General features: G+C 61.1%; 29 protein-coding genes. 19 read left to right on the top strand and 10 right to left on the bottom strand.

Annotated elements, in window-relative coordinates:
- The first annotated feature begins 1 nt into the window (after nt 1).
- The gene (locus tag AC1MDC_RS10835) at nt 2-844 is read left to right on the top strand and encodes a methyl-accepting chemotaxis protein (protein ID WP_416383550.1); all 843 of its coding nucleotides are present in this window, start codon (nt 2-4) and stop codon (nt 842-844) included.
- A 4-nt stretch (nt 845-848) separates the two neighbouring features.
- On the opposite strand, the gene AC1MDC_RS10830 is transcribed toward AC1MDC_RS10835, so the two are convergent.
- Genes AC1MDC_RS10830 through AC1MDC_RS10820 form a run of 3 tightly spaced genes read right to left on the bottom strand, consistent with a single transcriptional unit; the run spans nt 849 to nt 1961 of the window.
- The gene (locus tag AC1MDC_RS10830; protein WP_085700867.1) at nt 849-1472 is read right to left on the bottom strand and encodes an SOS response-associated peptidase; all 624 of its coding nucleotides are present in this window, start codon (nt 1470-1472) and stop codon (nt 849-851) included.
- Nucleotides 1473-1508: 36 nt separating this feature from the next.
- Nucleotides 1509-1769: a putative signal transducing protein gene (locus AC1MDC_RS10825; protein WP_085684752.1), complete on the bottom strand. Its 261-nt coding sequence runs from the start codon at nt 1767-1769 to the stop codon at nt 1509-1511.
- 9 nt (nt 1770-1778) lie between these two features.
- On the bottom strand, nt 1779-1961 hold the full coding sequence (locus tag AC1MDC_RS10820; protein ID WP_007951671.1) for a CPXCG motif-containing cysteine-rich protein: 183 nt from the start codon (nt 1959-1961) through the stop codon (nt 1779-1781).
- Nucleotides 1962-2100: 139 nt separating this feature from the next.
- On the opposite strand from AC1MDC_RS10820, the gene AC1MDC_RS10815 reads away from it, so the two are divergent.
- Nucleotides 2101-3267, top strand: a complete 1167-nt coding sequence (locus AC1MDC_RS10815) for a 1-acyl-sn-glycerol-3-phosphate acyltransferase (protein WP_085700868.1) — start codon at nt 2101-2103, stop codon at nt 3265-3267.
- A 49-nt stretch (nt 3268-3316) separates the two neighbouring features.
- Here AC1MDC_RS10815 and AC1MDC_RS10810 read toward each other — a convergent pair whose 3' ends face one another.
- Complete coding sequence (locus AC1MDC_RS10810) at nt 3317-3595, bottom strand: hypothetical protein (RefSeq protein WP_227233515.1); 279 nt, start codon at nt 3593-3595, stop codon at nt 3317-3319.
- A gap of 193 nt (nt 3596-3788) precedes the next feature.
- Between AC1MDC_RS10810 and AC1MDC_RS10805 the strand changes: the two genes are divergently transcribed.
- Nucleotides 3789-3995, top strand: coding sequence for a hypothetical protein (locus tag AC1MDC_RS10805; protein ID WP_480392990.1), 207 nt, complete (start codon nt 3789-3791; stop codon nt 3993-3995).
- A gap of 55 nt (nt 3996-4050) precedes the next feature.
- Here the strand turns inward: AC1MDC_RS10805 and AC1MDC_RS10800 are convergent, their stop codons facing one another.
- Complete coding sequence (locus AC1MDC_RS10800; RefSeq protein WP_085684758.1) at nt 4051-4635, bottom strand: YajG family lipoprotein; 585 nt, start codon at nt 4633-4635, stop codon at nt 4051-4053.
- 190 nt (nt 4636-4825) lie between these two features.
- On the opposite strand from AC1MDC_RS10800, the gene AC1MDC_RS10795 reads away from it, so the two are divergent.
- Together AC1MDC_RS10795 and mqo are read left to right on the top strand one after the other, a co-directional pair.
- Nucleotides 4826-5059: a hypothetical protein gene (locus tag AC1MDC_RS10795; RefSeq protein ID WP_039766297.1), complete on the top strand. Its 234-nt coding sequence runs from the start codon at nt 4826-4828 to the stop codon at nt 5057-5059.
- A 700-nt stretch (nt 5060-5759) separates the two neighbouring features.
- Nucleotides 5760-7268 carry a malate dehydrogenase (quinone) gene (mqo, locus tag AC1MDC_RS10790; RefSeq protein ID WP_480392989.1) on the top strand — a complete coding sequence of 503 codons (1509 nt, stop codon included), beginning with the start codon at nt 5760-5762 and terminating at the stop codon, nt 7266-7268.
- Nucleotides 7269-7343: 75 nt separating this feature from the next.
- Here mqo and AC1MDC_RS10785 read toward each other — a convergent pair whose 3' ends face one another.
- The 3 genes from AC1MDC_RS10785 to AC1MDC_RS10775 all read right to left on the bottom strand — a co-directional run bounded on the left by AC1MDC_RS10785 (nt 7344) and on the right by AC1MDC_RS10775 (nt 8914).
- Complete coding sequence (locus tag AC1MDC_RS10785) at nt 7344-7631, bottom strand: PA4642 family protein (RefSeq protein ID WP_480392988.1); 288 nt, start codon at nt 7629-7631, stop codon at nt 7344-7346.
- Nucleotides 7632-7694: 63 nt separating this feature from the next.
- Nucleotides 7695-8174 carry a hypothetical protein gene (locus tag AC1MDC_RS10780; RefSeq protein WP_085700872.1) on the bottom strand — a complete coding sequence of 160 codons (480 nt, stop codon included), beginning with the start codon at nt 8172-8174 and terminating at the stop codon, nt 7695-7697.
- 182 nt (nt 8175-8356) lie between these two features.
- Entirely contained in the window at nt 8357-8914 is a 558-nt protein-coding gene (locus AC1MDC_RS10775) for a hypoxanthine-guanine phosphoribosyltransferase (RefSeq protein ID WP_007951681.1), read from the bottom strand.
- A 165-nt stretch (nt 8915-9079) separates the two neighbouring features.
- On the opposite strand from AC1MDC_RS10775, the gene upp reads away from it, so the two are divergent.
- Both upp and AC1MDC_RS10765 read left to right on the top strand, forming a co-directional pair.
- A complete protein-coding gene (gene upp / locus AC1MDC_RS10770; protein WP_011335903.1) occupies nt 9080-9718 on the top strand; it encodes a uracil phosphoribosyltransferase in 639 nt (212 codons plus the stop codon).
- Between the two features lie 2 nt (nt 9719-9720).
- Complete coding sequence (locus AC1MDC_RS10765) at nt 9721-10995, top strand: uracil-xanthine permease family protein (RefSeq protein WP_085700874.1); 1275 nt, start codon at nt 9721-9723, stop codon at nt 10993-10995.
- A gap of 159 nt (nt 10996-11154) precedes the next feature.
- On the opposite strand, the gene hemH is transcribed toward AC1MDC_RS10765, so the two are convergent.
- Complete coding sequence (gene hemH / locus AC1MDC_RS10760) at nt 11155-12180, bottom strand: ferrochelatase (RefSeq protein WP_480392987.1); 1026 nt, start codon at nt 12178-12180, stop codon at nt 11155-11157.
- Nucleotides 12181-12193: 13 nt separating this feature from the next.
- Nucleotides 12194-13096 (bottom strand): TIGR01777 family oxidoreductase, encoded by a 903-nt coding sequence (locus AC1MDC_RS10755; protein ID WP_480392986.1) that lies wholly within the window; start codon nt 13094-13096, stop codon nt 12194-12196.
- A gap of 197 nt (nt 13097-13293) precedes the next feature.
- Between AC1MDC_RS10755 and AC1MDC_RS10750 the strand changes: the two genes are divergently transcribed.
- The 12 genes from AC1MDC_RS10750 (at nt 13294) to AC1MDC_RS10695 (ending at nt 23322) form a co-directional block, all read left to right on the top strand.
- Nucleotides 13294-14280, top strand: coding sequence for an NAD(P)/FAD-dependent oxidoreductase (locus AC1MDC_RS10750; protein ID WP_007951687.1), 987 nt, complete (start codon nt 13294-13296; stop codon nt 14278-14280).
- Nucleotides 14277-14492 (top strand): TIGR02450 family Trp-rich protein, encoded by a 216-nt coding sequence (locus tag AC1MDC_RS10745; RefSeq protein WP_085684777.1) that lies wholly within the window; start codon nt 14277-14279, stop codon nt 14490-14492. The genes AC1MDC_RS10750 and AC1MDC_RS10745 overlap by 4 nt, the downstream gene beginning before the upstream one ends.
- A gap of 110 nt (nt 14493-14602) precedes the next feature.
- Nucleotides 14603-15565 carry a YbgA family protein gene (locus AC1MDC_RS10740; RefSeq protein ID WP_480392985.1) on the top strand — a complete coding sequence of 321 codons (963 nt, stop codon included), beginning with the start codon at nt 14603-14605 and terminating at the stop codon, nt 15563-15565.
- A complete protein-coding gene (locus AC1MDC_RS10735) occupies nt 15565-16506 on the top strand; it encodes a MerR family transcriptional regulator (RefSeq protein WP_480392984.1) in 942 nt (313 codons plus the stop codon). The genes AC1MDC_RS10740 and AC1MDC_RS10735 overlap by 1 nt, the downstream gene beginning before the upstream one ends.
- Nucleotides 16507-16526: 20 nt before the next feature.
- Complete coding sequence (gene phrB, locus AC1MDC_RS10730; RefSeq protein ID WP_480392983.1) at nt 16527-17972, top strand: deoxyribodipyrimidine photo-lyase; 1446 nt, start codon at nt 16527-16529, stop codon at nt 17970-17972.
- The gene (locus AC1MDC_RS10725; RefSeq protein ID WP_085701804.1) at nt 17965-18387 is read left to right on the top strand and encodes a nuclear transport factor 2 family protein; all 423 of its coding nucleotides are present in this window, start codon (nt 17965-17967) and stop codon (nt 18385-18387) included. The genes phrB and AC1MDC_RS10725 overlap by 8 nt, the downstream gene beginning before the upstream one ends.
- Entirely contained in the window at nt 18384-19166 is a 783-nt protein-coding gene (locus tag AC1MDC_RS10720) for an SDR family NAD(P)-dependent oxidoreductase (protein ID WP_085700882.1), read from the top strand. The genes AC1MDC_RS10725 and AC1MDC_RS10720 overlap by 4 nt, the downstream gene beginning before the upstream one ends.
- Nucleotides 19163-20410 carry an NAD(P)/FAD-dependent oxidoreductase gene (locus tag AC1MDC_RS10715; RefSeq protein ID WP_480392982.1) on the top strand — a complete coding sequence of 416 codons (1248 nt, stop codon included), beginning with the start codon at nt 19163-19165 and terminating at the stop codon, nt 20408-20410. The genes AC1MDC_RS10720 and AC1MDC_RS10715 overlap by 4 nt, the downstream gene beginning before the upstream one ends.
- Entirely contained in the window at nt 20407-21222 is an 816-nt protein-coding gene (locus AC1MDC_RS10710; RefSeq protein WP_085700884.1) for a DUF1365 domain-containing protein, read from the top strand. The genes AC1MDC_RS10715 and AC1MDC_RS10710 overlap by 4 nt, the downstream gene beginning before the upstream one ends.
- The gene (locus AC1MDC_RS10705) at nt 21209-22480 is read left to right on the top strand and encodes an SAM-dependent methyltransferase (protein ID WP_085701806.1); all 1272 of its coding nucleotides are present in this window, start codon (nt 21209-21211) and stop codon (nt 22478-22480) included. Before AC1MDC_RS10710 ends, AC1MDC_RS10705 begins: the two co-directional genes overlap by 14 nt.
- Nucleotides 22473-22964 (top strand): DUF2878 domain-containing protein, encoded by a 492-nt coding sequence (locus AC1MDC_RS10700; RefSeq protein WP_480392981.1) that lies wholly within the window; start codon nt 22473-22475, stop codon nt 22962-22964. Before AC1MDC_RS10705 ends, AC1MDC_RS10700 begins: the two co-directional genes overlap by 8 nt.
- 52 nt (nt 22965-23016) lie before the next feature.
- Complete coding sequence (locus AC1MDC_RS10695; protein WP_007951707.1) at nt 23017-23322, top strand: YkgJ family cysteine cluster protein; 306 nt, start codon at nt 23017-23019, stop codon at nt 23320-23322.
- Nucleotides 23323-23373: the final 51 nt, after the last annotated feature.

The raw sequence follows: 23373 nt of genomic DNA, 5'->3' as shown, positions 1-23373 counted from the left end.
GATGATCACCCAAGTGGTGACTTCGGTGCAGAGCGTCAGCGACTCTTCGGAGCACACCGCCGATATCGCCATCCGCACCAACATCGGCGTGCAGAAGCAAATGGCAGAAATCGATCAGGTCGCCACTGCCGTGCAGGAAATGACCGCCACCGCCCAGGACGTGGCGCGCAACGCGACCCAGGCGGCGCAAGCCGCCAGCCATGCGGATCAGGCAGCGGCGCAAGGCATGCAGATCGTGCGCGACACCTCCAATTCGATTGGCGTGCTGGCCGTGGAAATCGGCAAGGCCGTGGATGTGGTGCAGACGCTGGCCAAGGACAGCGAAAACATCAACGCGATCCTCATCGCCATTCGCGGGATCGCCGAGCAGACCAACCTGCTGGCCCTCAACGCGGCGATTGAAGCCGCCCGTGCCGGTGAGCAGGGACGCGGTTTTGCAGTAGTGGCCGATGAGGTGCGCAATCTGGCGCAGAAAACCCAGCAGGCCACCGAAGAAATCCAGAGCATGATCCAGCAACTGCAACAGGGCACCCGCGATGTGGTGCGGGTCATGGAAGACAGCCAGAACCGCACCGATGAAAGCGTGCAGCACGCGGCCAAGGCCGCCGAGGCGCTGGAGACCATCACTCAGGCAGTGTCGGTGATCAACGACATGAACACCCAGATCGCCAGCGCCGCCGAAGAACAGAGCGCGGTGGCGGACGATATCAACCGCAACGTGATCAATATCGGTCAGGTGGCCAATGAAGTGGCCGGTGGCGCGGATGAGTCGAGTTCGGCGAGTGCCGATCTGACCAAACTGGCGGAGCAGCAGCGGCGGTTGATCAATCAGTTCAAGGTCTGATCAATCAGGCCGGGGTCAAACACTCCGGCCCGTTGAGCTTCGGATCATTGACCAGATTCGCCAGCACCCGCTCGCGCAAGGCGGCGGGCTCGCTAGCGAGCAAACCCTGCAGGACATGCAGTGGCGTTTCGGGATCGAGCCACGCTTCCTGCCCGGCCTCATCAAGAATCAACGGTCTGCGCTGACTGGCCGCAGGCTGGGTGATGACCGCCGTGCTCAGCCACACTTGTTCCTGCACCGGATACGCTTCCCAGATCGCCGCAAAAAACAACGAAGAACCTTCCCCCGGCGTCAGCCAGTACGGACGCTTGCGCGTGGTGCCGCGCCATTCGTAGAAGCCGTTGGCCGGCAACAGGCAACGGCGCAGGCGCAGGGCCTCACGGAACATCGGTTGCTCGGCGACGGTTTCGGCCCGGGCGTGGGCCGGCGTGCGAGAAAGATCGGTCAGCCACGGCGGTGTCAGCCCCCAACGGGCACGGGCCAGCGCGCGCTGGCCGTCGGGTTCGGCGCGCAGCATCAATACCGAATCGTTGGGGGAAATGTTCCACTGCGCCTGCTGGTCGGCAGGAAAACCGGGCAGGTTCGCGAAATCGCGGTTCCAGCGAAACAGGGCATAACGTCCACACATGGGGCAACACGACTCACAAATAAAACGAACGCCAGCCTAACAGACCAGCGTCCCGGGATAGCTGTCCGGTTCATCGCCGGGCAGCGGCAGCGCGGCATTGTACGCACTGATCAGCTCGCGGGCGTATTCCGCCTGGTCGTCATCCACCGACAGGCCCAACAGGCCGAAGATCGGCAACTCGCCCGTACCGCCCAGCAGATCGCGCCCGACCAGGTGCGCCTCGATGCCTTCGCTGGCAAGCATGCCCTTGAGCATCTCGCCTTCCATCAGGTTTTCCGGCTCGTAGATTCGCTGCATGGGCGCGCCTCACTCGTTTTCGCTGAAGACTTCCAGAAACCAGTCCTCTCCATGGACCTGCAACACAAAGGTGATCGGCCGACAACACACCTGACAGTCTTCAATATAGGTCTGGTCGCCACCGGAGAGATCCACGGTCGTCTCGACCTCTTCACCACAATACGGACATTCATATACTGCGCTTTCCAGCATCGCGGTCTCCCAGGTGACTTGTGCGTATAATCGCCGGTCTATTTGCAGGGCTATTTTTGTCTGGCTACTTTTTCAGACCGTGCCCCGTTGGTTTTCGATCAAAACCTTTACTTACCCTAGCCGTTTCCAACAAGAGAGCATGATGGGCGAATTCGATGCCATCCGACCTTACGACGACAGCGAAGTACCTGCGGTACTGGCGCGACTGCTCGGCGACAAGGCGTTTCTAGATATCCTCACCCACTTCCGCTTCCCGCGTTTTGCCGGTGCCTTCGGCTGGATGCTCAAACCACTTATAGCCCATCGGCTGCGTCGTGAGTTTGCCGACGTGACCTCCGTGGCCACATTGCAGGACAAGGTCGAGTTCTACGTCGACCACACCATCGAGCGCGCCACCGATGGCGTGACCTACACCGGTGTCGAGCAATTCAAGTCCGGCAGCGCCTATCTGTTCATCGCCAATCACCGCGACATCGTGATGGATCCGGCCTTCGTCAACTACGCCGTGTACCACGCGGGCCTGCCGACGCCGCGTATCGCGATTGGCGACAACCTGCTGCAAAAGCCGTTCGTCAGCGACCTGATGCGCCTGAACAAGAGCTTCATCGTGCACCGCTCGATCACCGGGCGCCGGGAGAAAATGGCCGCGTACCAGTTGCTGTCGGCCTATATCAACCACTCGATCCGCAACGACTGCGCCTCGATCTGGATCGCCCAGGCCGAAGGCCGCGCGAAGGACGGTGACGACCGTACCGAGTCGGCGATCCTCAAGATGTTCCACATGAGCCGCAAGGACGAGCCGTTCGGCGAGGTCATCCGGTCGCTGAACCTGACCCCGGTGTCGATCAGCTACGAATACGATCCGTGCGATCAGGCCAAGGCCCGCGAGCTATATATCCGCGCCACCACCGGCACCTACAGCAAGGCGCCGGGCGAGGATGACGTGAGCATCGCCAAGGGCATCACCGGTTATAAGGGCCGGGTGCACGTGAACTTCGCCGCGCCGATCACCGAGCTGTTCGAAGACACCAAGCAATTGGCGGTCGAGATGGACAAGCAGATTCTCGGCGGCTACCGGCTGTTCCCGGTGCATTACCTGGCGTACGCACAGTGGGCCGATGCCGATCCGCAGTTGAACGTGCCGAAGGCTGCCGAAGTGTTCGGTGCCGAAGAACTGGCCAAGGCCCAGGAAGAATGGCAGAACCGTCTGGACGCCTGCCCCGAGGAGCATCGTCCGTATCTGGTGCTGCAATATGCGACGCCGGTGCGCAATCAGTACCGGGTCAAGGCTGGACTGCCGCTGTAAGCGGTATCGGCCAGATACAGGAACGGCGCCTTCGGGCGCCGTTTTTCGTTCAGAAGCGGGTACTGATCCAGGACACCAATAACGCCAGACCAAGGCAGGCGAAACCGAAGCGGTAGAAAAAGCGGTTCATGCGCAGGGTCGCCCAATCGAGCACCGGCTCCTGATCAGGCTTCTGCTGACGCTGGGCCGCGATACTGGCCATGGCCCGTTGTTCACGGCGACGGGTCGCATGCAGCAGCCAACCGCCGGGGAAGGCCAACAGCAGGGCCAGCAGGTTGATCAGTTTGGCGGGATGGGCGGTAAACAGCGTCATCAAGTGCAGCGACATCACAGACCTCAATCTAGACCGGTTTGGCGAACGCCAGACCGACGACCGCGGCGCGGATTCTACCGAAACACTCCCCGACTGCCCTACCCTTTGCGACAAATAACCCGTCAATCGACCGATGGCTGTCCTGTGTCACGGCATCGTCATTTGTTTCAGTCACCCTGCGCGCCTCGAAACCGACACGGAACGCGACATGCTTCACGCTGAAAACCAGGATCGCCTGTACCTCATCTCTCCGTCCGACGAACAGCAGACCCTCGTCGGCAGCCTGGCCTTCAATGTTCAGGATCGTCACTGGCTCGTGTACTGCGCCCTCGGCGGGCACCAGCACGCGGACTTGCCCGAGACCGATCTGTTCACAGGCGTCAGCGTCCTCGATTTCTATTCCCAGGCCGCCTGAACGAAAAAGCCCGGGGCCATCACTGACCCCGGGCTTTGCGGATCTGACGAAAGGCTTATTCCGCCAGGATCTGGCCGATGCTCGGGTCCTTGAACAGACGAGTCAGCGCATCGCTCAACACGTCGCTGACCAGTTTGGTGTTGGTTTCCTGATTCGGCGCCATGCCGAAACGCTGGTCCAGCGACGCGCCGTAACGGCCGCTGTAGCGACGGTTACCGCTCTGCACGTCGGAGCGGAATGTCGCGCCGATGGTGGCTTCGGTCACATACATGCCTTCTTTCGGCGACTGGTATTTCAGTTCAGTCAGGGTCACGGTCAGCTGTGGAGCATTCATCGCGCCGTTGGACGGGGTGAAGCCCAGCAGACGCACGGCCGCTTCGGCCTGGGCCTGCAACTTCGGCAGGATCTGCTCGCGCTGCACGGTGATGGCGCTGGTCTCCGGGTACAGACCGCCACGGGTGCCAAGGGTTGGCGACGGACGACCGTCCACGACGCGAACCACGACAGGCTGGCCGTGGCCGACCGGTGCCAGCTGAGTGGTCAGCTTCGGTTCCGGGCTCAGTTGTTGCGGGCTGTGGGCGCAGCCAACCAGGGTCAAACTGGTCACAGTGATCAAACCGAACAACAGGCGTTGCAACATGCTCTTCTCTCCAGAATCAGGCACAGACAGGCCGGCAGTATAGCGGTGGGCCACTGTGGGTCACCAGCACTGAAATCTCAGACAAAACCCGCTGCCAGCGGTTCCTGTCACACATTCTTCACCCCCCATACACGTTCGCGTCACGGCGTTTTGACAAGCTTCCTCACAGATCCCCAAAAGGAACACTGCCATGCGCTATCTGATCTCGTTGTTCGCTCCACGCCCGCTGCACCGCAGCTTCGCCCTGCTCGACCGCAACGGCCATTGCCAGGCTTTCAAACAGTGCAGCCTGCAGCCAATGGGTGACGGCTGGGTGGAAATCGAGGAAATCCGTCTCAACTGGTTGCACCAGCCACTGCCTGCCAGCGCCCGGGTCGAACAGCAGCGCCCACGCGCACGCGCTCAGGCGATGTTGAGCATCTGACCGGATGCCTAATAAAAGTCATTAAACTCGACCAACTCCCCGCATTTCTTCGATACAATCTCCCCCCGATTATAAGGACGTCTCCTGATCGGGCCTCGCAACAGCGTCAATGCGCTTGCATTGGCATCCAAATCGCCCACAGAGAGCCGCCCACACAGATCGAGTGAAGCTGGCGTGCTTGCTGTTTCCCTGGCAAATCCCGCTTTTCGCGAATCTGCAGAGCTGTCATGACGCTCGGCCACTGAGTTGTTTGCCCCTCCGGGCACGGTGCCAGCCCCGGACAGCCCTTTTTGAGGTTCACGTCTTCAAAAGAGCGTGAAAAAAACGGGTTTTCACAACTTCACAAGAGTGTGGCGAGCAAATGAATAGTTTTGCGTCTGAACATGCACCATTAGCGTCTGAAACAGCCCAACGACACAGGAACGGGAACGCCTCGAATACCGGAGCCTGAAGCCTGTCCGCTACGGATTTGGTTGCACAAACGGATGTCTCGACCATAAGTCGAATTGCCAGCCGCGTGCCGAAATGAGTTCATGGAACTCTTTAAGCCAGGCCGCACGCATCCGTCGAAGTTGCGAAAAATTGCGAAGATTCGGACATGGCACACCTGACCAAGGATACCCGGGGCCCAACTGACCTGCCCTGGACGCCTGGCAGCCATGCCGACAATTTGGTGCTGCAGATTTTGGAGACGCGTTAAATGGCGCATAACGAAGCAGTCGACGTAGTTCTGGTTGGGGCCGGCATCATGAGTGCCACCCTCGCAGTACTGCTCAAAGAGCTCGACCCGGCGATCAAGCTGGAAGTCGTCGAGCTGATGGATTCCGGTGCCGCGGAGAGTTCCAACCCATGGAACAACGCCGGTACCGGCCACGCCGGCCTGTGCGAGCTGAACTACACGCCGCAGGCTGCCGACGGCACCGTCGACATCAAGAAGGCCGTGCACATCAACACCCAGTTCGAGGTGTCGAAGCAGTTCTGGTCGTACCTGACCAAAAAGGGCACGTTCGGCTCATGCAAATCCTTCATCAGCCCTGTGCCGCATCTGAGTTACGTCGAGGGTGAGAAAGGCGTGTCGTTCCTCAAGGAACGCTTCAACGTGCTGCACAAGCACCACGCTTTCGCCGACATGGAATACACCGAAGACAAGGCGAAGATGGCCGAGTGGATGCCGCTGATGATGCCGGGTCGTCCGAAAGACCAGGTGCTCGCCGCCACCCGCGTGATCAACGGCACCGACGTCAACTTCGGCGCCCTGACCAATCAGTTGCTCAAGCACCTGACCAGCGCACCCGATGCTCAGGTCAAGTACTGCAAGCGCGTGACCGGCCTCAAGCGTAACGCCAACGGCTGGACCGTCAGCATCAAGGACGTCAACAGCGGCAACACCCGTGAAGTCGACGCCAGGTTCGTGTTCCTCGGCGCTGGTGGCGCGGCCCTGCCGCTGCTGCAAGCCTCGGGCATCGAAGAAAGCAAAGGCTTCGGCGGCTTCCCGATCAGCGGCCAGTGGCTGCGTTGCGACAACCCGGAAGTGGTCAAGCATCACCAGGCCAAGGTTTACAGCCTGGCCGCCGTGGGTTCGCCGCCGATGTCGGTACCGCACCTGGACACCCGCGTGGTCGACGGCAAGAAATCCCTGCTGTTCGGGCCATACGCCGGTTTCACCACCAAGTTCCTCAAGCACGGTTCCTTCATGGACCTGCCGCTGTCGGTTCGCGCCGGCAACATTGGCCCGATGCTGGCCGTGGCGAAAAACAACATGGACCTGACCAAGTACCTGGTCAGCGAAGTGATGCAGTCGATGGAGCAGCGCCTGGAATCCCTGCGTCGTTTCTACCCGGAGGCGAAAGCCGAAGACTGGCGCCTGGAAGTGGCCGGCCAACGGGTGCAGATCATCAAGAAAGACCCGAAAAAAGGCGGCATCCTGCAGTTCGGTACCGAACTGGTCGCGGCGAAGGACGGCTCGCTCGCCGCCCTGCTCGGCGCTTCGCCAGGCGCTTCGGTGACCGTTTCGATCATGCTGGAACTGATCGAGAAATGCTTCCCGGCCAAGGCCAAGGGTGAGTGGGCTGCCAAACTGGCGGAAATCTTCCCGGCCCGCGAAAAGGTCCTGGAAACCGACGCTGCGCTGTATCGCAAGATCAACACGCAGAACAACGTCGCGCTGGAACTGGTTGAAGCCAGCAACGAGACCGAAAGCTACGCCTGATTCGGCTCCATGAAAAAACGCCCCGCACTCGGTGAGTGCGGGGCGTTTTTTATGCCTGTGGAAAACTTCGGGCTATCAGCCGCGCGCTTTCTCGATCAGCTCGATGTATTCCGCCGCGTTGCGTTGATCGCGGATCTGGTCGACGAAGGCCTTGCCGTGCTCGTCCTTGCCATCCAGGTCATAACCGGCTGCAACGAAGAACGTCAGGAAACGCTCGAAATCGTCGATGCGCAGGCCACGGTAAGCCTTGACCAGCTTGTGCAGCGACGGCGAGGTGGCGTCGACCGGCTCAAAATCGAGGAACAGCTTGATCTGCTCATCGCCGATCTCGTCACCAATCACTTGCTTCTTATCTTTACGCATTGCCGACTCCAGCTCGCAGACATTTCACGGGGCGGGCAGTTTACCCCTGCACAGGCACAAGGCTCAACGCGAGCGCGTGCTGCCGGTGTGCAAATCGGCCCAGATGTGGCCGTTGGCGTAACTGAGGAACTGCACGTACACAGTGTCATTGCGCAGCAGGTCGATGATTACCCGGTACTGGGCCAGCGGATAGAACAGCGTCAGCGTCTTGCTCTTGTCGTCATACACCGGTTTTTTCAGGCTTTTGCTTTCGCCATCGAAGTTGACCAGCACCTGATTGATCGTCGCGCCCTTGTTCAGGAACTTGCCTTTGAGGCGGATCATCAGCGGCGAGGTCACCGGGATCGGCTGCTGATTGGACTGACGCTGGGTGCCCACGACGACCGAATAATCGGTGACCTGCAACAGTTGCTGCTGCTCGGGTTCGGCATCGCGCAGGGTCAGGTCGTCCGGCGGCAGGAACTGGCTGTGCATCGGGGCGGCGGCCAAAGGCAGGCTGAGGGTCAGCAACAGGGCGATGGCGCTGCGGATCAAAAGGCTCATGACAGGCTCCGGGGGCGGGGCCGAGCACTCTAGCATGGGTATTGCGGATGGATCAGCACACGCAAAACAACTGTGGGAGCGTGGCTTGCCCGCGAAAGCGTCGATTAATCCGACATCAATGTGTCAGACAATCCGCCATCGCGGGCAAGCCCGCTCCCACAGGGATCGGGGGTTACCCGCAATTACATGCCTTTGACGGCGAAGATCCCGTTGGCGTTGCGCCAGTAGCCTTTGTAGTCCATGCCGTAACCGAAGATATAACGGTCGATGCACGGCAGACCGACGAAGTCGGCTTTCAGGTCAGGACGGGCCTTGCGGTCGTGGTCCTTGTCGATCAGCACGGCGGTGTGCACTTTGCGCGCGCCGGCGTGACGGCAGAAGTCGATGATCGCGCCCAGGGTGTGACCTTCGTCGAGGATGTCGTCGATGATCAGCACGTCGCGGTCGATGAACGAGACTTCCGGCTTGGCTTTCCAGAACAGGTCGCCGCCGCTGGTTTCGTTGCGATAACGGGTGGCGTGCAGGTAGGACGCTTCCAGCGGGAACTGCAGATGAGTCAGCAGTTTGCCGGAGAAGATCAGGCCGCCGTTCATCACGCAGAACACCACCGGGTTGCTGTCGGCCAGTTGTTCGTTGATTTGTGCACCGACGCGGGCAATGGCAGCCTCGACTTCAGCTTCGGTGTACAGGCAGTCAGCCTCTCGCATGATTTGACGGATATGCTCGAGATCAGCGGACATGGCGCTCTCCAGGGGGGACGGATTTCGGAAAAGCGGGCAAAGGTACGCATCAACCGGAGCCGAATCAAGCATTTGTGGACTAACGTACTGTATGTCCTATAGGACATCACCCTCGGATAGATTAATCTAGGCCGGTTTTTTTGCCCGCCGCCGGAGCCTTTCCCCATGTCCATCCAAGAGATCCGCCATCCGCTGATCCGTCACAAACTTGGCCTTATGCGCCGTGCAGACATCAGCACCAAGAATTTCCGTGAGCTCGCTCAGGAAGTCGGTGCCCTGTTGACCTATGAAGCTACCAAAGACCTGCCGCTGGAAACCTACGATATCGAAGGTTGGTGCGGCACGGTGTCGGTCGAGAAAATCGCCGGCAAGAAGATTACCGTCGTGCCGATCCTGCGTGCCGGCATCGGCATGCTCGAAGGTGTGCTGAGCCTGATCCCGGGCGCAAAGGTCAGCGCCGTCGGCGTTGCCCGTAACGAAGAAACCCTGCAGGCCCATACCTATCTGGAAAAACTGGTTCCGGAAATCGACGAACGCCTGGCGATGATCATCGACCCGATGCTCGCCACCGGCAGCTCCATGGTTGCGACCATCGACCTGCTGAAGAAGGCCGGTTGCAAGGACATCCGCGCGATGGTGCTGGTGGCCGCGCCGGAAGGCATTGCCGCTGTCGAGCAGGCTCACCCGGACGTGATCATCTACACCGCGTCCATCGATCAGAAACTCAACGAGCACGGTTACATCATTCCTGGGCTTGGCGATGCCGGTGACAAGATTTTCGGCACCAAGCAGAAGGACGCGTAAGCATGCAGCAAGAGTTTAACGATCCGCTCTGGCGCACGGTGCTGTCCGGCGCACAGATGCTGTTCGTGGCTTTCGGCGCCCTGGTGCTGATGCCACTGATCACGGGCCTGGACCCGAACGTGGCACTGTTTACCGCAGGTCTGGGCACGATTTTGTTCCAGATCGTCACCGGGCGTCAGGTGCCGGTATTCCTGGCGTCGAGCTTCGCCTTCATCACCCCGATCATTCTCGCCAAGGGCCAGTTCGGCCTCGCCGCGACCATGGGCGGCGTGATGGCGGCCGGTTTCGTCTACACCTTCCTCGGCCTTGCCGTGAAGATCAAAGGCACCGGTTTCATTGACCGTCTGCTGCCGCCGGTGGTGATTGGCCCTGTGATCATCTCCATTGGCCTGGCCATGGCGCCGATTGCCGCGAACATGGCGATGGGCAAGGCCGGCGACGGTTCGGAGCTGATCCATTACCAGACCGCGATGATGATCTCGATGCCGGCACTGCTGACCACGCTGGTCGTGGCGGTGTTCGGCAAGGGAATCTTCCGTCTGGTGCCGATCATTTCCGGCGTGCTGGTGGGCTTTGCCCTGTCCTTCTACTTCGGCGTGGTCGACACCGCGAAGATTGCCGCGGCACCGTGGTTCGCCCTGCCCGCCTTCACCGCACCGGAATTCAACTGGCAGGCGATCCTGTTCATCGTCCCAGTGGCGCTGGCCCCGGCCATCGAACACATCGGCGGCGTGATTGCAGTCGGCAGCGTGACCGGTCGCGACTACCTGAAGAAGCCGGGCCTGCATCGCACCCTGCTGGGTGACGGCATCGCCACCACCGCAGCCGGCCTGTTCGGCGGTCCGCCAAACACCACCTACGCGGAAGTGACCGGCGCGGTGATGCTGACCAAGAACTACAACCCGAAAATCATGACCTGGGCGGCGATCTTCGCCATCGCCCTGGCGTTCATCGGCAAGTTCGGGGCCCTGCTGCAAAGCATTCCGGTACCGGTGATGGGCGGGATTCTGTGCCTGCTGTTCGGTTCGATTGCGGCGGTGGGGATGAACACCCTGATCCGTCACAAGATCGACCTGGGCGAGGCGCGCAATCTGGTGATCGTTTCGGTGACCCTGGTGTTCGGTATCGGCGGTGTGCTGGTCGGCACCGGCACAGGTCCCGACGACTTCGGCCTCAAAGGCATCGCGCTGTGCGCGGTGGTGGCGATTGCGCTGAACCTGCTGCTGCCGGGCAATGACGGCTGGAAGCAGAAGAAGGCGGATGAGCCGCTGATCTAAGCCCTAGCTTCAAGATCGTTCCCACGCGGATCACCCCACACTGATCATTCCCACGCTCTGCGTGGGAATGCCTCTGGGGACGCTCCGCGTCCAGTGACGCGGAGCGTCACGGGCTGCATTCCCACGCGGAGCGTGGGAACGATCAATCATCGACGATCATCAAAGGGCCAGTGGCGCCCGTTCGCACAGCGTTGCCAATGCCTTCGCCCATTGCGGGTCATCATTCAGGCATGGCACCAGCACCAACTCCTCTCCCCCCGCCTCCCGGAACTGTTCCTTGCCGCGATCGCCGATCTCTTCCAGGGTCTCGATGCAATCGGCAACGAACGCCGGGCACATCACCAGAATCTTCTTCACGCCGCTTTTAGCCAGTTCATCCAGGCGCGCTTCGGTGTAGGGTTCGATCCATTTCGCCCGGCCCAGCCGCGACTGAAATGACACCGACCACTTGCCGTCCGGCAGCCCCATGCGCTCAGCAAACAACGCCGCCGTGCGCAGGCACTGGGCGCGATAACAGGTGGCCAGCACGGCAGCCGAAGCGTTTTTGCAGCAATCTTCATTCTTGAAGCAATGATTGCCGGTCGGGTCGAGCTTGGTCAGGTGCCGCTCCGGCAAACCGTGGAAGCTGAGCAACAGGTGATCGTAATCCTGCTGCAAGTGCGGCTTGGCGCTCGCCACCAGCGCGTCGAGGTATTCCGGCTGATCGTAGAACGGCTGCAACACCGACAGTTGCACATTGAGCTTCTTCTCGCGCAGCACGCGCCTGGCTTCTTCGATCACCGTGGTCGTGGTGCTGTCGGCGAACTGTGGATAAAGCGGTGCGAGGGTAATGCGTTTGTGCCCCGCCGCGACCAGCTTCAACAGGCTTGTCTCGATCGACGGCTCGCCGTAACGCATGGCCAGCTCAACCGGGCCGTGAGTCCACTGCGCCTTCATCTGCTGTTGCAGACGACGGCTGAGCACCACCAGCGGCGAGCCTTCCTCCCACCAGATCGAGGCGTAGGCATGGGCCGACTGCTCGGGGCGCTTGATCAGGATCAGCGACACCAGCAGACGTCGTACCGGCCACGGCAGGTCGATCACGTATGGGTCCATCAAAAATTGATTGAGGTAGCTGCGCACGTCGGCCACCGAAGTGGAGGCCGGCGAACCCAGGTTGACCAGAAGCAAGGCGTGATCGGTCATGCAACGTCCTATTTCAGAGGCGGCCGGAAAGATCATCCAGGGCCGCGCGTAAATCCGTGAACCGGAAAGTGAATCCCGCTTCCAGCAAGCGTTTCGGCGTGGCCCGTTGGCCACCCAGTAACAGCAATGACATCTCGCCGAGCCCGACCTTCAAGGCGAGGGCCGGCATCGGCATGAACGCCGGGCGGTGCAGCACGCTGCCCAGCGTCCTGGCAAATTCGCGATTGCGCACAGGGTTCGGCGCGCACGCATTATAAGGACCGCTCGCCTGATTGCGGTGCAGAAGAAAATCAATCAGAGCGATTTGGTCATCGATATGAATCCACGGCATCCACTGCCGACCGTTGCCCAAAGGCCCGCCCAGCCCAAGCTTGAACGGCAGCAGCAGGCGCGACAAAAAGCCGCCCTCGGCCGACAGCACCAGCCCGGTGCGCACCAGCACCACGCGAATGTCCATCGCTTCGGCGCGCTGCGCGGTTTCCTCCCAGGCGATGCACAACTGGCTGGCGAAATCATCGATCACCGGTGGCGAGTCTTCGGTCAACTCGCGCTCGCCGCCGTCACCATACCAACCCACGGCAGAACCCGAGATCAGCAGCGATGGTTTCTGTCCGCGATTTTCCAGCCACGCCAGCAACGATTCGGTCAACGTGATCCGGCTGCTCCACAACAGCGCCTTGCGTCGATGGGTCCACGGCCGGTCGGCAATCGGCGCGCCGGCGAGGTTGACGATCACGTCGACCGGCTCATCGCCAAGGTCCTCCAGATGCGCGACTCCACGCACCTGGGCGCCACAGATTTTCGCGACTTTTTCCGGACGACGACTCCAGACTGTCAGGCGATGCCCCTGCCCGGACCAGTGCCGGCAAAGCTGACGTCCGATCAATCCAGTACCGCCGGTCAGCAATATGTGCATGACTTCTTCCTCGCGTGGCGTTTTACCCCGATCACTAGTCTATTTTTATAAACAGGGATCTTTTCTATCGGGCAGGCTCTATTGTTTAACCATAGGCCAAGCTGTCAGAACCAGAACGCTGGAAGTTATACCAAAAAACAAAATTGTACAGGTTTCATCGACGGCGTAGTCTGTACAGAAAGGTAAACGAGGCCCCTATGACTGTACCTATCGCAATCATTGGCACCGGCATCGCCGGACTCTCCGCCGCCCAGGCCCTGACGGATGCCGGGCATACCGTTCAGTTGTTCGATAAAAGCCGCGGCAGCGGCGGACGCATGTCGAGCAAACGCAGCGACGCAGGCTCTCTGGACATGGGCGCGCAATACTTCACCGCCCGTGATCGGCGCTTCGTGACTGAAGTTCAGCGCTGGCAAAGCAAGGGCTGGGTCGCCGAATGGGCCCCGCAGCTCTACACCTTTCACGGCGGGCAGTTGAATCTGTCACCGGACGAACAGACCCGCTGGGTCGGCACGCCGCGCATGAGCGCCATCACCCGGGGACTGCTTGATGGGCTGGAAGTGCATTTCGCCTGCCGGATCACTGAGGTCTATCGCGGCGAAGAACACTGGCATCTGCAGGACGCCGAAGGCTTTACCCATGGGCCGTTCAGCCATGTGGTGATCGCCACGCCGGCGCCGCAGGCCACTGCCCTGCTGGCCGCTGCGCCGAAACTCGCCGGTGCCGCTGCCGGGGTGAAAATGGACCCGACCTGGGCCGTCGCCCTGGCCTTCGACACGCCGCTGGATACGCCGATCGAAGGCTGCTTCGTCCAGGACAGCGCACTCGACTGGCTGGCCCGCAACCGCAGCAAACCGGGCCGCGACACCACGTGCGATACCTGGGTCCTGCACGCCACCAGCGCCTGGAGCCGACAACACATCGACCTGCCCAAGGAAGCGGTGATCGAACAATTGCACGGCGCCTTCGCCGAATTGCTGCACAGCGCCATGCCGGCCCCGACCTTCAGCCTCGCCCACCGCTGGCTCTATGCCCGCCCGGCCAGCAGCCATGAATGGGGCACCCTGGCCGACGCCGATCTGGGCCTGTACGCCTGTGGCGACTGGTGCCTGTCGGGTCGCGTCGAAGGGGCCTGGCTCAGTGGTCAGGAGGCGGCAAGACGCTTGCACGAACACCTGCAGTGAATCGCATCAATCCGCGCAAATTGCTGCTGTCGAAATGGACAGCAGCCCACCCGCAAAACCGTGAAAAGCATTTCCTGGTGACCGAACTGTTCCGCGACGAGGACGGCACGGTGCTGGAAATCGAGTTGCAGGCAGTGCTGACCCGGCGTACCGAGCAATGCGACTGGCATGCTCTGCAAGATGATTCACGCTGGAAAATGGGCTGGTGCTGAAAATCGCATAAACTTGTACAAACCATTTGACTTGTACACCTTTGAATCTATGCTTGAAGAATGTTGTACAGATTTACTCGTCTGTACAGGTTCAGATTCGAGGTTGCTGCATGTCCGACTCATCGACGTCCCTGCCAAAAATCGCCATCAGCGCCTGCCTGATGGGGGCCGAAGTTCGCTACAACGGTGGCCACAAGGAGTCGCGGCTGTGCAGCCGCACCCTGGCCGAGCATTTTGAATTCGTTCCGGTATGTCCTGAAGTAGCGATCGGTCTGGGAATTCCTCGCGAGCCGATCCGGCTGGTGGGCGACCCCGCCCGGCCTGAAGCGGTCGGCACCGTCAATCCAGCGATCAATGTCACTCAGCCACTGGCCGCTTACGGCGAGAAAATGGCCGGGGAGCTCAGTGACATCTGCGGCTACATCTTCATGCAGCAATCGCCATCCTGCGGACTGGAGCGGGTCAAGGTCTACCACGCCAACGGCGCACCGGTGAATGGCGGCGGGCGCGGCATTTACGCCGAGGCGTTCTGTGCACAGCACCCGGACCTGCCGGTGGAAGAAGCCGGGCGTCTTAACGATCCGGTGCTGCGGGAAAATTTCATCACCCGCGTACTCGCCTACCGCGAATGGCAGCAAGTGCTCAAGCAAGGCTTGAGCCGCCGCGCCCTCACCGACTTTCACTCGCGCTACAAATACCTGCTGATGGCCCACAACCCGGTGCAATACAAGGCGCTGGGCAGTTTGCTGGGCAACATGGGCCGGACCGACCCGATCGAGCTCGGCCCACGCTATTTCAGCGAACTGATGGCGGCGCTGAAGAAATGCGCCACCCGCCGCACCCACAGCAATGTCCTGCAGCACATCAGTGGCTATCTGAAGCAGGTCATCAGCCCCGAAGAAAAACAGGAAGTGCAACACATCATCGGTCAGTACCGGCACGGCATCGTGCCCCTGGTGGTGCCGCTGACGTTGCTCAAGCATCACTTTCGCCTCCACCCGGATCCCTACATTGCGCAGCAGGTGTACCTGCAACCGCATCCGGAAAACCTCAGCCTGCGAAACGCCATTTGATGAACGACTCACTCGACACCAGCGCCCGTGAAGACCTCGGCGCCGACTTCAAGAAAGCCCTCGACGAAGGCTGGCTGCCGATTCGCGAAGTCGCACGCCAGACCGGCGTGAATGCCGTGACTCTGCGCGCCTGGGAACGCCGCTACGGGCTGATCGTTCCGCACCGCACGCCCAAGGGCCATCGCCTGTACAGCGCCGACCACGTGCAGCGGATCCAGAACATCCTCACCTGGCTCAACCGGGGTGTTGCGGTCAGCCAGGTCAAACCATTGCTCGATACGGCGCAGGCGTTCAACGAACCGGTGGAGGACGAATGGCATCCGCTGCGCCAGGCCGCCCTTATGGCGGTCACTCACCTGAACGAGCGCAGCCTCGACGACTGCATCAACCAGGCGATGGCGCTGTACCCGCCGCGCACCCTGTGCGAGCAATTGCTGCTGCCGCTGCTGAGCGATCTCGAACAGCGCTGGCAAGGCCAGTTTGGCGCGCAGATGGAGCGCGTGTTCTTTTTTGCCTGGTTGCGCAGCAAATTCGGCGCGCGCATCTACCATAACAATCGTCAGTTGCGCACCGCGCCGCTGCTGCTGGTCAATCAGTCGGATCTGCCACTGGAACCGCACCTGTGGCTCTGCGCCTGGCTGATCAGCAGCGCCGATTGCCCGGTGCAGGTGTTTGACTGGCCGCTGCCGGCCGGAGAGCTGGCGCTGGCAACCGATACCCTGCAAGCCCGTGGCGTCCTGCTGTATTCCAGCAAAGCCCTGAGCCTTGTGCAGCTGCCGAAACTGTTGAATGGCATCAGCTGCCCAAAACTGATTGCCGGACCAACGGTGTGCATTCACCACGCCGAGTTGTCCGCAAGAACTTCCGAAATCGCTGACCTGCTCCTGGCCGAGGACCCTCTTTCGGCGCATCGGGTACTCATTCAGCGTGGGTTGATTTAATGATTCAGGCAGAGACCGACATGCAATTGATCTGGCTGCGCAGCGACCTGCGCCAACACGACAACACCGCCCTCGCGGCCGCCGCCGAGCGTGGCCCGACCTTGGCCGTGTATCTGTTGAGCCCGCAGCAATGGCAGGAACATGACGACGCGCCGTGCAAGGTCGATTTCTGGCTGCGCAATTTGCGTGAGTTGAGCAAAAGCCTTGGCGACCTGAACATCCCGCTCCTGATCCGCACCGCGCCTCACTGGGATCAGGCACCCGACGTGCTGCTCGAACTGTGCCGCCAGCTGAAGATCGATGCCGTGCACGTCAACGAGGAATACGGCATCCACGAAAGCCGTCGCGATGCCGCCGTCGCCGAGGCGTTGCAAGCGGCAGGCATAACCTTCCACAGCTACCTCGACCAATTGCTGTTCAAGCCAGGCAGCGTTCTGACCAAGACCGGTACCTACTTTCAGGTGTTCAGCCAGTTCCGCAAGGTTTGCTACGAACGCCTGCACCGCTCGATGCCTTCGCTCAAACAAGCGCCGGGCAAACAATCGGCGCTGAACATCGCCAGCGACCCCGTTCCGCAAGCCATCGAAGGATTCCCGACACCCGACGAATCCCTGCGCGCCCTGTGGCCCGCCGGTGAAGCCGAGGCCCGACGGCGCCTCGACACGTTCGCCGATGCGCAGATCGATTACTACAAGAGCGAGCGCGACTTCCCGGCCAAACCCGGCACCAGCCAGCTTTCGGCCTATCTGGCCGCTGGCGTGATTTCGCCACGCCAATGCCTGCACGCCGCCCTGCAAAGCAATCAGGGCGAATTCGAAAGCGGCAAGGTCGGGGCTGTCACCTGGATCAACGAACTGCTGTGGCGCGAGTTCTACAAACACATCCTCGTCGGATATCCGCGGGTTTCACGGCATCGCGCATTCCGCCCGGAAACCGAAGCCCTGGCCTGGCGCGACGCCCCCGAGGACCTGGCCGCCTGGCAAGAGGCCCGCACCGGCTTGCCGATCATCGACGCGGCCATGCGCCAACTGCTGGAAACCGGCTGGATGCACAACCGCCTGCGGATGGTGGTGGCAATGTTTCTGACCAAGAACCTGTTGATCGACTGGCGCGAGGGCGAGCGTTTCTTCATGCGCCACCTGATCGACGGCGACCTGGCCGCCAACAACGGCGGCTGGCAGTGGAGTGCTTCGACCGGTACCGATTCGGCGCCGTACTTCCGCATCTTCAACCCGGTCAGCCAGTCGGAAAAATTCGACAGCGAGGGCTTGTTCATCAAGCACTGGCTGCCGGAGCTGGCCAGGCTGAACAAGAAAGAAGTCCACGACCCGGCCAGTGCCGGCGGGCTATTCGGCGTGGCGGACTATCCGGCGCCGATCGTCAATCTGGGTGCATCACGGGAACGGGCGCTGGCAGCCTTCAAGAACCTGCCGTCGCGATCGTCTCAAGGAGAGAGCGATGAGTGATTTTCTGCGCGGTTTTGCCCAGCGGTTCGCACAGTTGAACAAAGACAACCTGCGAAACCTGAATGAACTGTACAGCGAAGACATTCATTTCACCGATCCACTGCATGAAGTGCAGGGGCTGACGAACTTGCGCGGTTATTTCAGCGAGTTGTACGCCAACGTCAACGAACTGCGCTTCGATTTCCACGGATTCGACCAGATCGGCGACGGCGAAGGTTATTTGCGTTGGGTCATGAGCTACCGCCACCCGCGTCTGAGCGGCGGGCAGCTGATCCGCGTCGCCGGCTGCTCACATTTGCTCTGGAGCGACAAGGTTTACCGCCACCGGGATTACTTCGATGCCGGAGCGCTGCTTTATGAACATTTACCTGTATTGGGCCGAGTGATCGCTTGGCTGAAAAGGAGATTGGGATGAGTCGTACAGCTCCACGGCGTTATTGGCTGACCGGCGCCAGCAGTGGCATTGGTGCAGCATTGGCAGAAGAAATCCTCAAGACCGGCGCACATCTGGCGGTCAGTTCCCGCCAGGTCGCGCCGCTCAAGGTGTTGTCGCAACGTTATCCGGGACAGGTGCTGGTGGTACCCGGCGACCTGACCAACAGCCAGACCGTGCGCGAGATCGGCGAACAGATCGCACACGACTGGGGGGCGCTGGACTCGGTCATCCTCAACGCAGGCACTTGCGAATACGTCGACGCCCGCCAGTTCGACGCCACGATCATCGAACACGTGGTGCGCACCAACCTGCTCGCCAGCAGCTATTGCATCGAAGCCGCCCTGCCCTTGCTGCGCAAAGGTACGGCGCCGCATCTGGTGGGGATGGCCAGCTCGGTGACTTATGTGCCGCTGCCCCGCGCCGAAGCCTATGGCGCATCGAAGGCCGGGCTGCGTTATCTGTTCGAATCTCTGCGCATCGATCTCGCCGACGAAGGCATTGACGTCACGGTAATCAGCCCTGGTTTCGTCGACACACCGCTGACCGCCAAGAATGATTTTCCGATGCCGCTCAGCTGGCCTGTGGAAAAAGCCGCGCGGCATATCTTCGCCAAACTGAAGGATCGCCCGCTGGAGATCGCTTTCCCGGCGCTGTTCATCGCCGCCCTGTGGCCCTTGTCGAAAATGCCCGCGCGCGTACAACTGGCGATTGGCAAACGCATGGTGCGCAGCAACCCGCCGCTCAGGGATGCAACATGAAAATCGCCATCGTCGGTAGCGGCATCGCCGGTTTGACCTGCGCGTATCTGCTCGCTCGTCGACATGAGATCACCGTGTTCGAAGCCGACGCCCGGGTCGGTGGTCATACGCACACGGTGCCGGTGACCGTGGACGGACGCGACTACGCAGTGGACACCGGCTTCATCGTGTTCAACGACTGGACGTATCCCAACTTCATTCGTTTGCTCGGCCAGTTGGGCGTGGCGTTCAAGCCTACCGAAATGAGTTTTTCGGTGAACGATCCCGACACCGGCCTGGAATACAACGGCAATAACCTGAACAGCCTGTTCGCCCAGCGCAGCAATCTGTTGTCGCCCGGATTCTGGGGCATGTTGCGTGACATCCTGCGGTTCAATAAAGAAGCCCGGCGCGACCTTGCCGAACAGCGAATCGCCGCCGACACCACCCTCGACGACTACTTCAAGGCTGGCGGTTACGGCGAGCGCTTCATCCTGCATTACATCGTGCCGATGGGAGCGGCGATCTGGTCGATGCCGATGGCCGAGATGCTCAATTTTCCGTTGCAGTTCTTCGTGCGCTTTTTCGAGAATCACGGGTTGCTGTCGATCAGCAACCGGCCGCAGTGGCAGGTGATCGAGGGCGGGTCCAGTGCCTACATCGCGCCGCTGACCGCGTCGTTCAAGGAGCGCATCCGCCTGAACTGCGCGGTAGACCGGATCGATCGCGATGCGCACGGCGTGGTTATCCACAGCCCCGCCGGCATCGAACGTTTCGACAAAGTGGTGCTGGCCTGCCACAGCGATCAGGCGTTGCGACTGCTGGGAAATCCTGACGATAAAGAACGGGCAATCCTCCGTGCCCTGCCCTATGCCGACAATGAAGTGGTGCTGCACACCGACACCCGTCTGCTGCCCACACGCAAACGGGCCTGGGCCAGTTGGAACTATCGCCTCGGCGGTGCTGGCCATACCCGGGCTGCCGTGACCTACGACATGAACATTCTGCAGGGCATCCAGAGCGACACCACGTTCTGCGTCAGCCTCAACCAGAGCGCCGGCATCAGCCCGTCCAAGGTGCTCGCGCGCTTCACCTACGCCCACCCGCAATTCAGCCTTGCAGCCGTGGCGGCGCAACAACGCTGGGCCGAAATCGACGGCTCGCAGCACACGCATTATTGCGGTGCCTATTGGGCCAACGGTTTCCATGAAGATGGCGTGGTCAGCGCCTTGCGCGTCGCCGCCGCTTTCGGAGAAAGCCTGTGAACAGCGCGCTCTACAGTGGCTGGATCGCCCATCGGCGATTTGCTCCGCGCCGTCATGAATTCCGTTACCGGATCGGCATGCTGTACCTCGATCTGGCTGAACAGGAGGCGGTGCTGGGCCTGTCGCGACTGGCGGGTGCCAGCCGCTTTGCGCCGTTCTCATTTCGCGAAACCGACTACCTGAAAACCTTCACCGGCCGGGGTGTACGCCTGAGCGATGCGGTGCGCCGCTTGGTTGGCGAAGCCCTGGGCCACGCGCCGCAAGGTTCGATCTGCCTGCTGACCCAGCCGCGCAGCTGGGGCCTGTCGTTCAACCCGGTGAGTTTTTTCTATTGCCACGAAGCCGACGGCCAATTGGCTGCGATTCTCTGCGAAGTCACCAACACGCCGTGGCGCGAGCGTTATCACTACGTGCTGCCGGCTCGGGCGCCGACCGATTTGCATGACTTTCACCAGCACTTTGCGGTGACCAAGGCATTTCACGTGTCACCGTTCCTGCCGCCGGATCTGGAATACCGCATGCGTTTCAGCCCAGCCGCGCAGACTCTGGGCGTGCACATGGCCGACTGGCAAGGCGAGCGAAAACTGTTCGACGCCACCCTCGACCTGCGACGCGAACCCCTTGATCGGCGCCACCTGCACCGGCACTTGTGGCGCTTTCCCTGGATGACCGCCAAGACCGCGCTGGCGATCTATTGGCAAGCATTGCGCCTGCTGCTCAAGCGCACCCCGGTGTATGACCACCAGCGCGCCGACGACCATTTTCGAACCGCCACCGTACCGACCAAGGAACGCCACCATGAAATCCACTAGCGTCTCGGCCAAAGCCAGCCTGTTCAGCCCCCACGGTTTGAGCAGTTCGCTGCTGCGCCGGGGAGTACTGCGCCAGTTGGAGCAGCTCAAACAGGGCCAACTGATTGTCATCGAGGACGGCGAACGTCACGTCTTCGGTACGCCGGGCAGCGCGCTGGTGGGGGAAATTCAGGTGCTGGATCCCGCCGCCTGGGGCCTGGTCGCGAGCAATGGTTCGATTGGTGCCGGCGAGGCTTTTATTCATGGTTACTGGCGCTCGCCGGATCTGACGGCAGTGGTGCGGGTCTTCGTCAGCAACCTTGAAGTGCTCGACGCAATGGAAGGTGGCCTGGCCCGGCTCAGTCGCCCGCTGGTGCGCGGGCTGCACTGGCTCAATCGCAATACGCGCAAGGGCTCGCAGAAAAACATCGCCGCTCATTACGACCTCGGCAATGACCTGTTCGAGCAGTTTCTCGACCCGACCATGATGTACTCGGCCGCGCAGTTTCTCCGCCCGGACGACAGCCTGGAGCAGGCGCAACTGAACAAACTGGAGCGGATCTGCCAGAAGCTTGCGCTCAAGCCCGACGACCATCTGCTGGAAATCGGCACCGGCTGGGGCAGCATGGCGCTGTACGCGGCGCAGCGTTACGGCTGCAAAGTCACCACCACCACGCTGTCGAAGGAGCAGTTCGCCTTCACCGCCGCCCGTATCGAACGCCTCGGCTTGCAGGATCAGGTGACGCTGTTGCTCAAGGACTACCGGGACCTTACCGGCCAGTACGACAAACTGGTGTCGATCGAGATGATCGAAGCGGTCGGCCACCGCTTCCTGCCGACTTACTTCAAACAGTGCGCACACCTGCTCAAGAGCAACGGCCTGATGCTGCTGCAAGCGATCACTATCCGCGAACAGCGCTACGAGCAGGCGCGCCGTAGCGTGGACTTCATCCAGCGTTACATTTTTCCCGGCGGCGCCCTGCCCTGCGTGCAGAAAATGCTCGAGATCGTCAGCCGCGACACCGACATGAATCTGTTGCACATGGAAGATTTCGGCCTGCACTACGCCCGTACCCTGCGTCTGTGGCACGAGAATTTTCGGCATGCTCACGGGCGTCTGACCGAGCTGGGCTATGACGATTACTTCCTCAGGCTGTGGGAGTTCTACCTGTGTTATTGCGAGGGCGGATTCCTCGAACGCACCATCGGCACCGCGCAACTGGTGCTGGCCAAACCGGCGGCCATGACCGCGCCTTTGCTGGGCCGGTTCGATGCTTGAGCGGTTGGCCAACGCAGTCCTGTTCCAGATCGGCTGGCTAGCCTGCGTGCTCGGCGGTAACAGTTTGTGGTTGCTACTGGCGCTGATGGTACTGGTGGTTCATCTGCGCTGGATCAGCAGTTGGGCGGATGAAGGCCGGTTGATCCTCAGCGTGGTGATTATCGGCACGGCGGTGGACAGCGCGCTGCGCGGCCTCGGGGTTTTCGAGTTCAAGGATACGTCGCCACTGATTCCGCTGTGGCTGATGTTGCTGTGGGCATTGTTTGCCACGACGTTGCGTCATTGCCTGCAATGGAGCGCACGGCCGTGGTGGCTGGCCAGTCTGCTTGGCGCGGCAGGGGGCGCGCTGTCCTATGGCGCCGGCGGACGACTGGCCGGCGTGCAATTTCCTTTCGGTGAACTCCCCAGCCTGATTGGCATCGCGCTGCTGTGGGCGTTGCTGTTTCCGCTGCTGCACCAATTGTCCCGGCGGCTGGCGCGCTGAACGCCTGTCAGGCCTTTCACACGGTCGCCGGTCACTGCCGTACACTGGCGCCATGAAAACCATTCCCCATCGGCAAATCGCCGAGCCCGAGGTCACCTGCTCGACCTGCGCAGCCTGCTGTTGTCAGCTCGAAGTGATGCTGATCACCGACACCGGCGTACCCGAGCGTTTTATCGATACCGACGATTGGGGTGGTGAAGTGATGCTGCGTCTGGACGACGGTTGGTGCGCGGCGCTGGATCGCGACACGATGATGTGCACGATCTACGAGAAGCGCCCGCTGATCTGCCGCGAGTTTGAAATGGGCGCGCCGGAATGCATCGATGAACGCCAGGGTATTGCCACGGCGTATCGCTGATTACAAAAAAAAGGAGCGCTGAGCGCTCCTTTTTTCCTGGGCTTAACTTTC

This window comes from Pseudomonas sp. 1, assembly GCF_056626735.1.
The sequence above is the reverse complement of the archived record's forward strand: the minus strand, read 5'-3'. Positions and strand labels throughout refer to the sequence as shown.

Coding starts and splice junctions, on each gene's coding strand:
- AC1MDC_RS10775 (WP_007951681.1), bottom strand. CDS start 8,914: ATGTCCGCTGATCTCGAGCATATCCGTCAAATCATGCGAGAGGCTGAC.
- AC1MDC_RS10740 (WP_480392985.1), top strand. CDS start 14,603: ATGTCCGACTCATCGACGTCCCTGCCAAAAATCGCCATCAGCGCCTGC.
- AC1MDC_RS10735 (WP_480392984.1), top strand. CDS start 15,565: ATGAACGACTCACTCGACACCAGCGCCCGTGAAGACCTCGGCGCCGAC.
- AC1MDC_RS10720 (WP_085700882.1), top strand. CDS start 18,384: ATGAGTCGTACAGCTCCACGGCGTTATTGGCTGACCGGCGCCAGCAGT.
- AC1MDC_RS10825 (WP_085684752.1), bottom strand. CDS start 1,769: ATGCAGCGAATCTACGAGCCGGAAAACCTGATGGAAGGCGAGATGCTC.
- AC1MDC_RS10815 (WP_085700868.1), top strand. CDS start 2,101: ATGATGGGCGAATTCGATGCCATCCGACCTTACGACGACAGCGAAGTA.
- AC1MDC_RS10715 (WP_480392982.1), top strand. CDS start 19,163: ATGAAAATCGCCATCGTCGGTAGCGGCATCGCCGGTTTGACCTGCGCG.
- AC1MDC_RS10820 (WP_007951671.1), bottom strand. CDS start 1,961: ATGCTGGAAAGCGCAGTATATGAATGTCCGTATTGTGGTGAAGAGGTC.
- AC1MDC_RS10765 (WP_085700874.1), top strand. CDS start 9,721: ATGCAGCAAGAGTTTAACGATCCGCTCTGGCGCACGGTGCTGTCCGGC.
- mqo (WP_480392989.1), top strand. CDS start 5,760: ATGGCGCATAACGAAGCAGTCGACGTAGTTCTGGTTGGGGCCGGCATC.
- AC1MDC_RS10780 (WP_085700872.1), bottom strand. CDS start 8,174: ATGAGCCTTTTGATCCGCAGCGCCATCGCCCTGTTGCTGACCCTCAGC.
- AC1MDC_RS10785 (WP_480392988.1), bottom strand. CDS start 7,631: ATGCGTAAAGATAAGAAGCAAGTGATTGGTGACGAGATCGGCGATGAG.
- AC1MDC_RS10810 (WP_227233515.1), bottom strand. CDS start 3,595: ATGTCGCTGCACTTGATGACGCTGTTTACCGCCCATCCCGCCAAACTG.
- AC1MDC_RS10755 (WP_480392986.1), bottom strand. CDS start 13,096: ATGCACATATTGCTGACCGGCGGTACTGGATTGATCGGACGTCAGCTT.
- AC1MDC_RS10800 (WP_085684758.1), bottom strand. CDS start 4,635: ATGTTGCAACGCCTGTTGTTCGGTTTGATCACTGTGACCAGTTTGACC.
- AC1MDC_RS10705 (WP_085701806.1), top strand. CDS start 21,209: ATGAAATCCACTAGCGTCTCGGCCAAAGCCAGCCTGTTCAGCCCCCAC.
- AC1MDC_RS10700 (WP_480392981.1), top strand. CDS start 22,473: ATGCTTGAGCGGTTGGCCAACGCAGTCCTGTTCCAGATCGGCTGGCTA.
- AC1MDC_RS10835 (WP_416383550.1), top strand. CDS start 2: ATGATCACCCAAGTGGTGACTTCGGTGCAGAGCGTCAGCGACTCTTCG.
- AC1MDC_RS10805 (WP_480392990.1), top strand. CDS start 3,789: ATGCTTCACGCTGAAAACCAGGATCGCCTGTACCTCATCTCTCCGTCC.
- AC1MDC_RS10830 (WP_085700867.1), bottom strand. CDS start 1,472: ATGTGTGGACGTTATGCCCTGTTTCGCTGGAACCGCGATTTCGCGAAC.
- AC1MDC_RS10750 (WP_007951687.1), top strand. CDS start 13,294: ATGACTGTACCTATCGCAATCATTGGCACCGGCATCGCCGGACTCTCC.
- upp (WP_011335903.1), top strand. CDS start 9,080: ATGTCCATCCAAGAGATCCGCCATCCGCTGATCCGTCACAAACTTGGC.
- hemH (WP_480392987.1), bottom strand. CDS start 12,180: ATGACCGATCACGCCTTGCTTCTGGTCAACCTGGGTTCGCCGGCCTCC.
- phrB (WP_480392983.1), top strand. CDS start 16,527: ATGCAATTGATCTGGCTGCGCAGCGACCTGCGCCAACACGACAACACC.
- AC1MDC_RS10725 (WP_085701804.1), top strand. CDS start 17,965: ATGAGTGATTTTCTGCGCGGTTTTGCCCAGCGGTTCGCACAGTTGAAC.
- AC1MDC_RS10695 (WP_007951707.1), top strand. CDS start 23,017: ATGAAAACCATTCCCCATCGGCAAATCGCCGAGCCCGAGGTCACCTGC.
- AC1MDC_RS10795 (WP_039766297.1), top strand. CDS start 4,826: ATGCGCTATCTGATCTCGTTGTTCGCTCCACGCCCGCTGCACCGCAGC.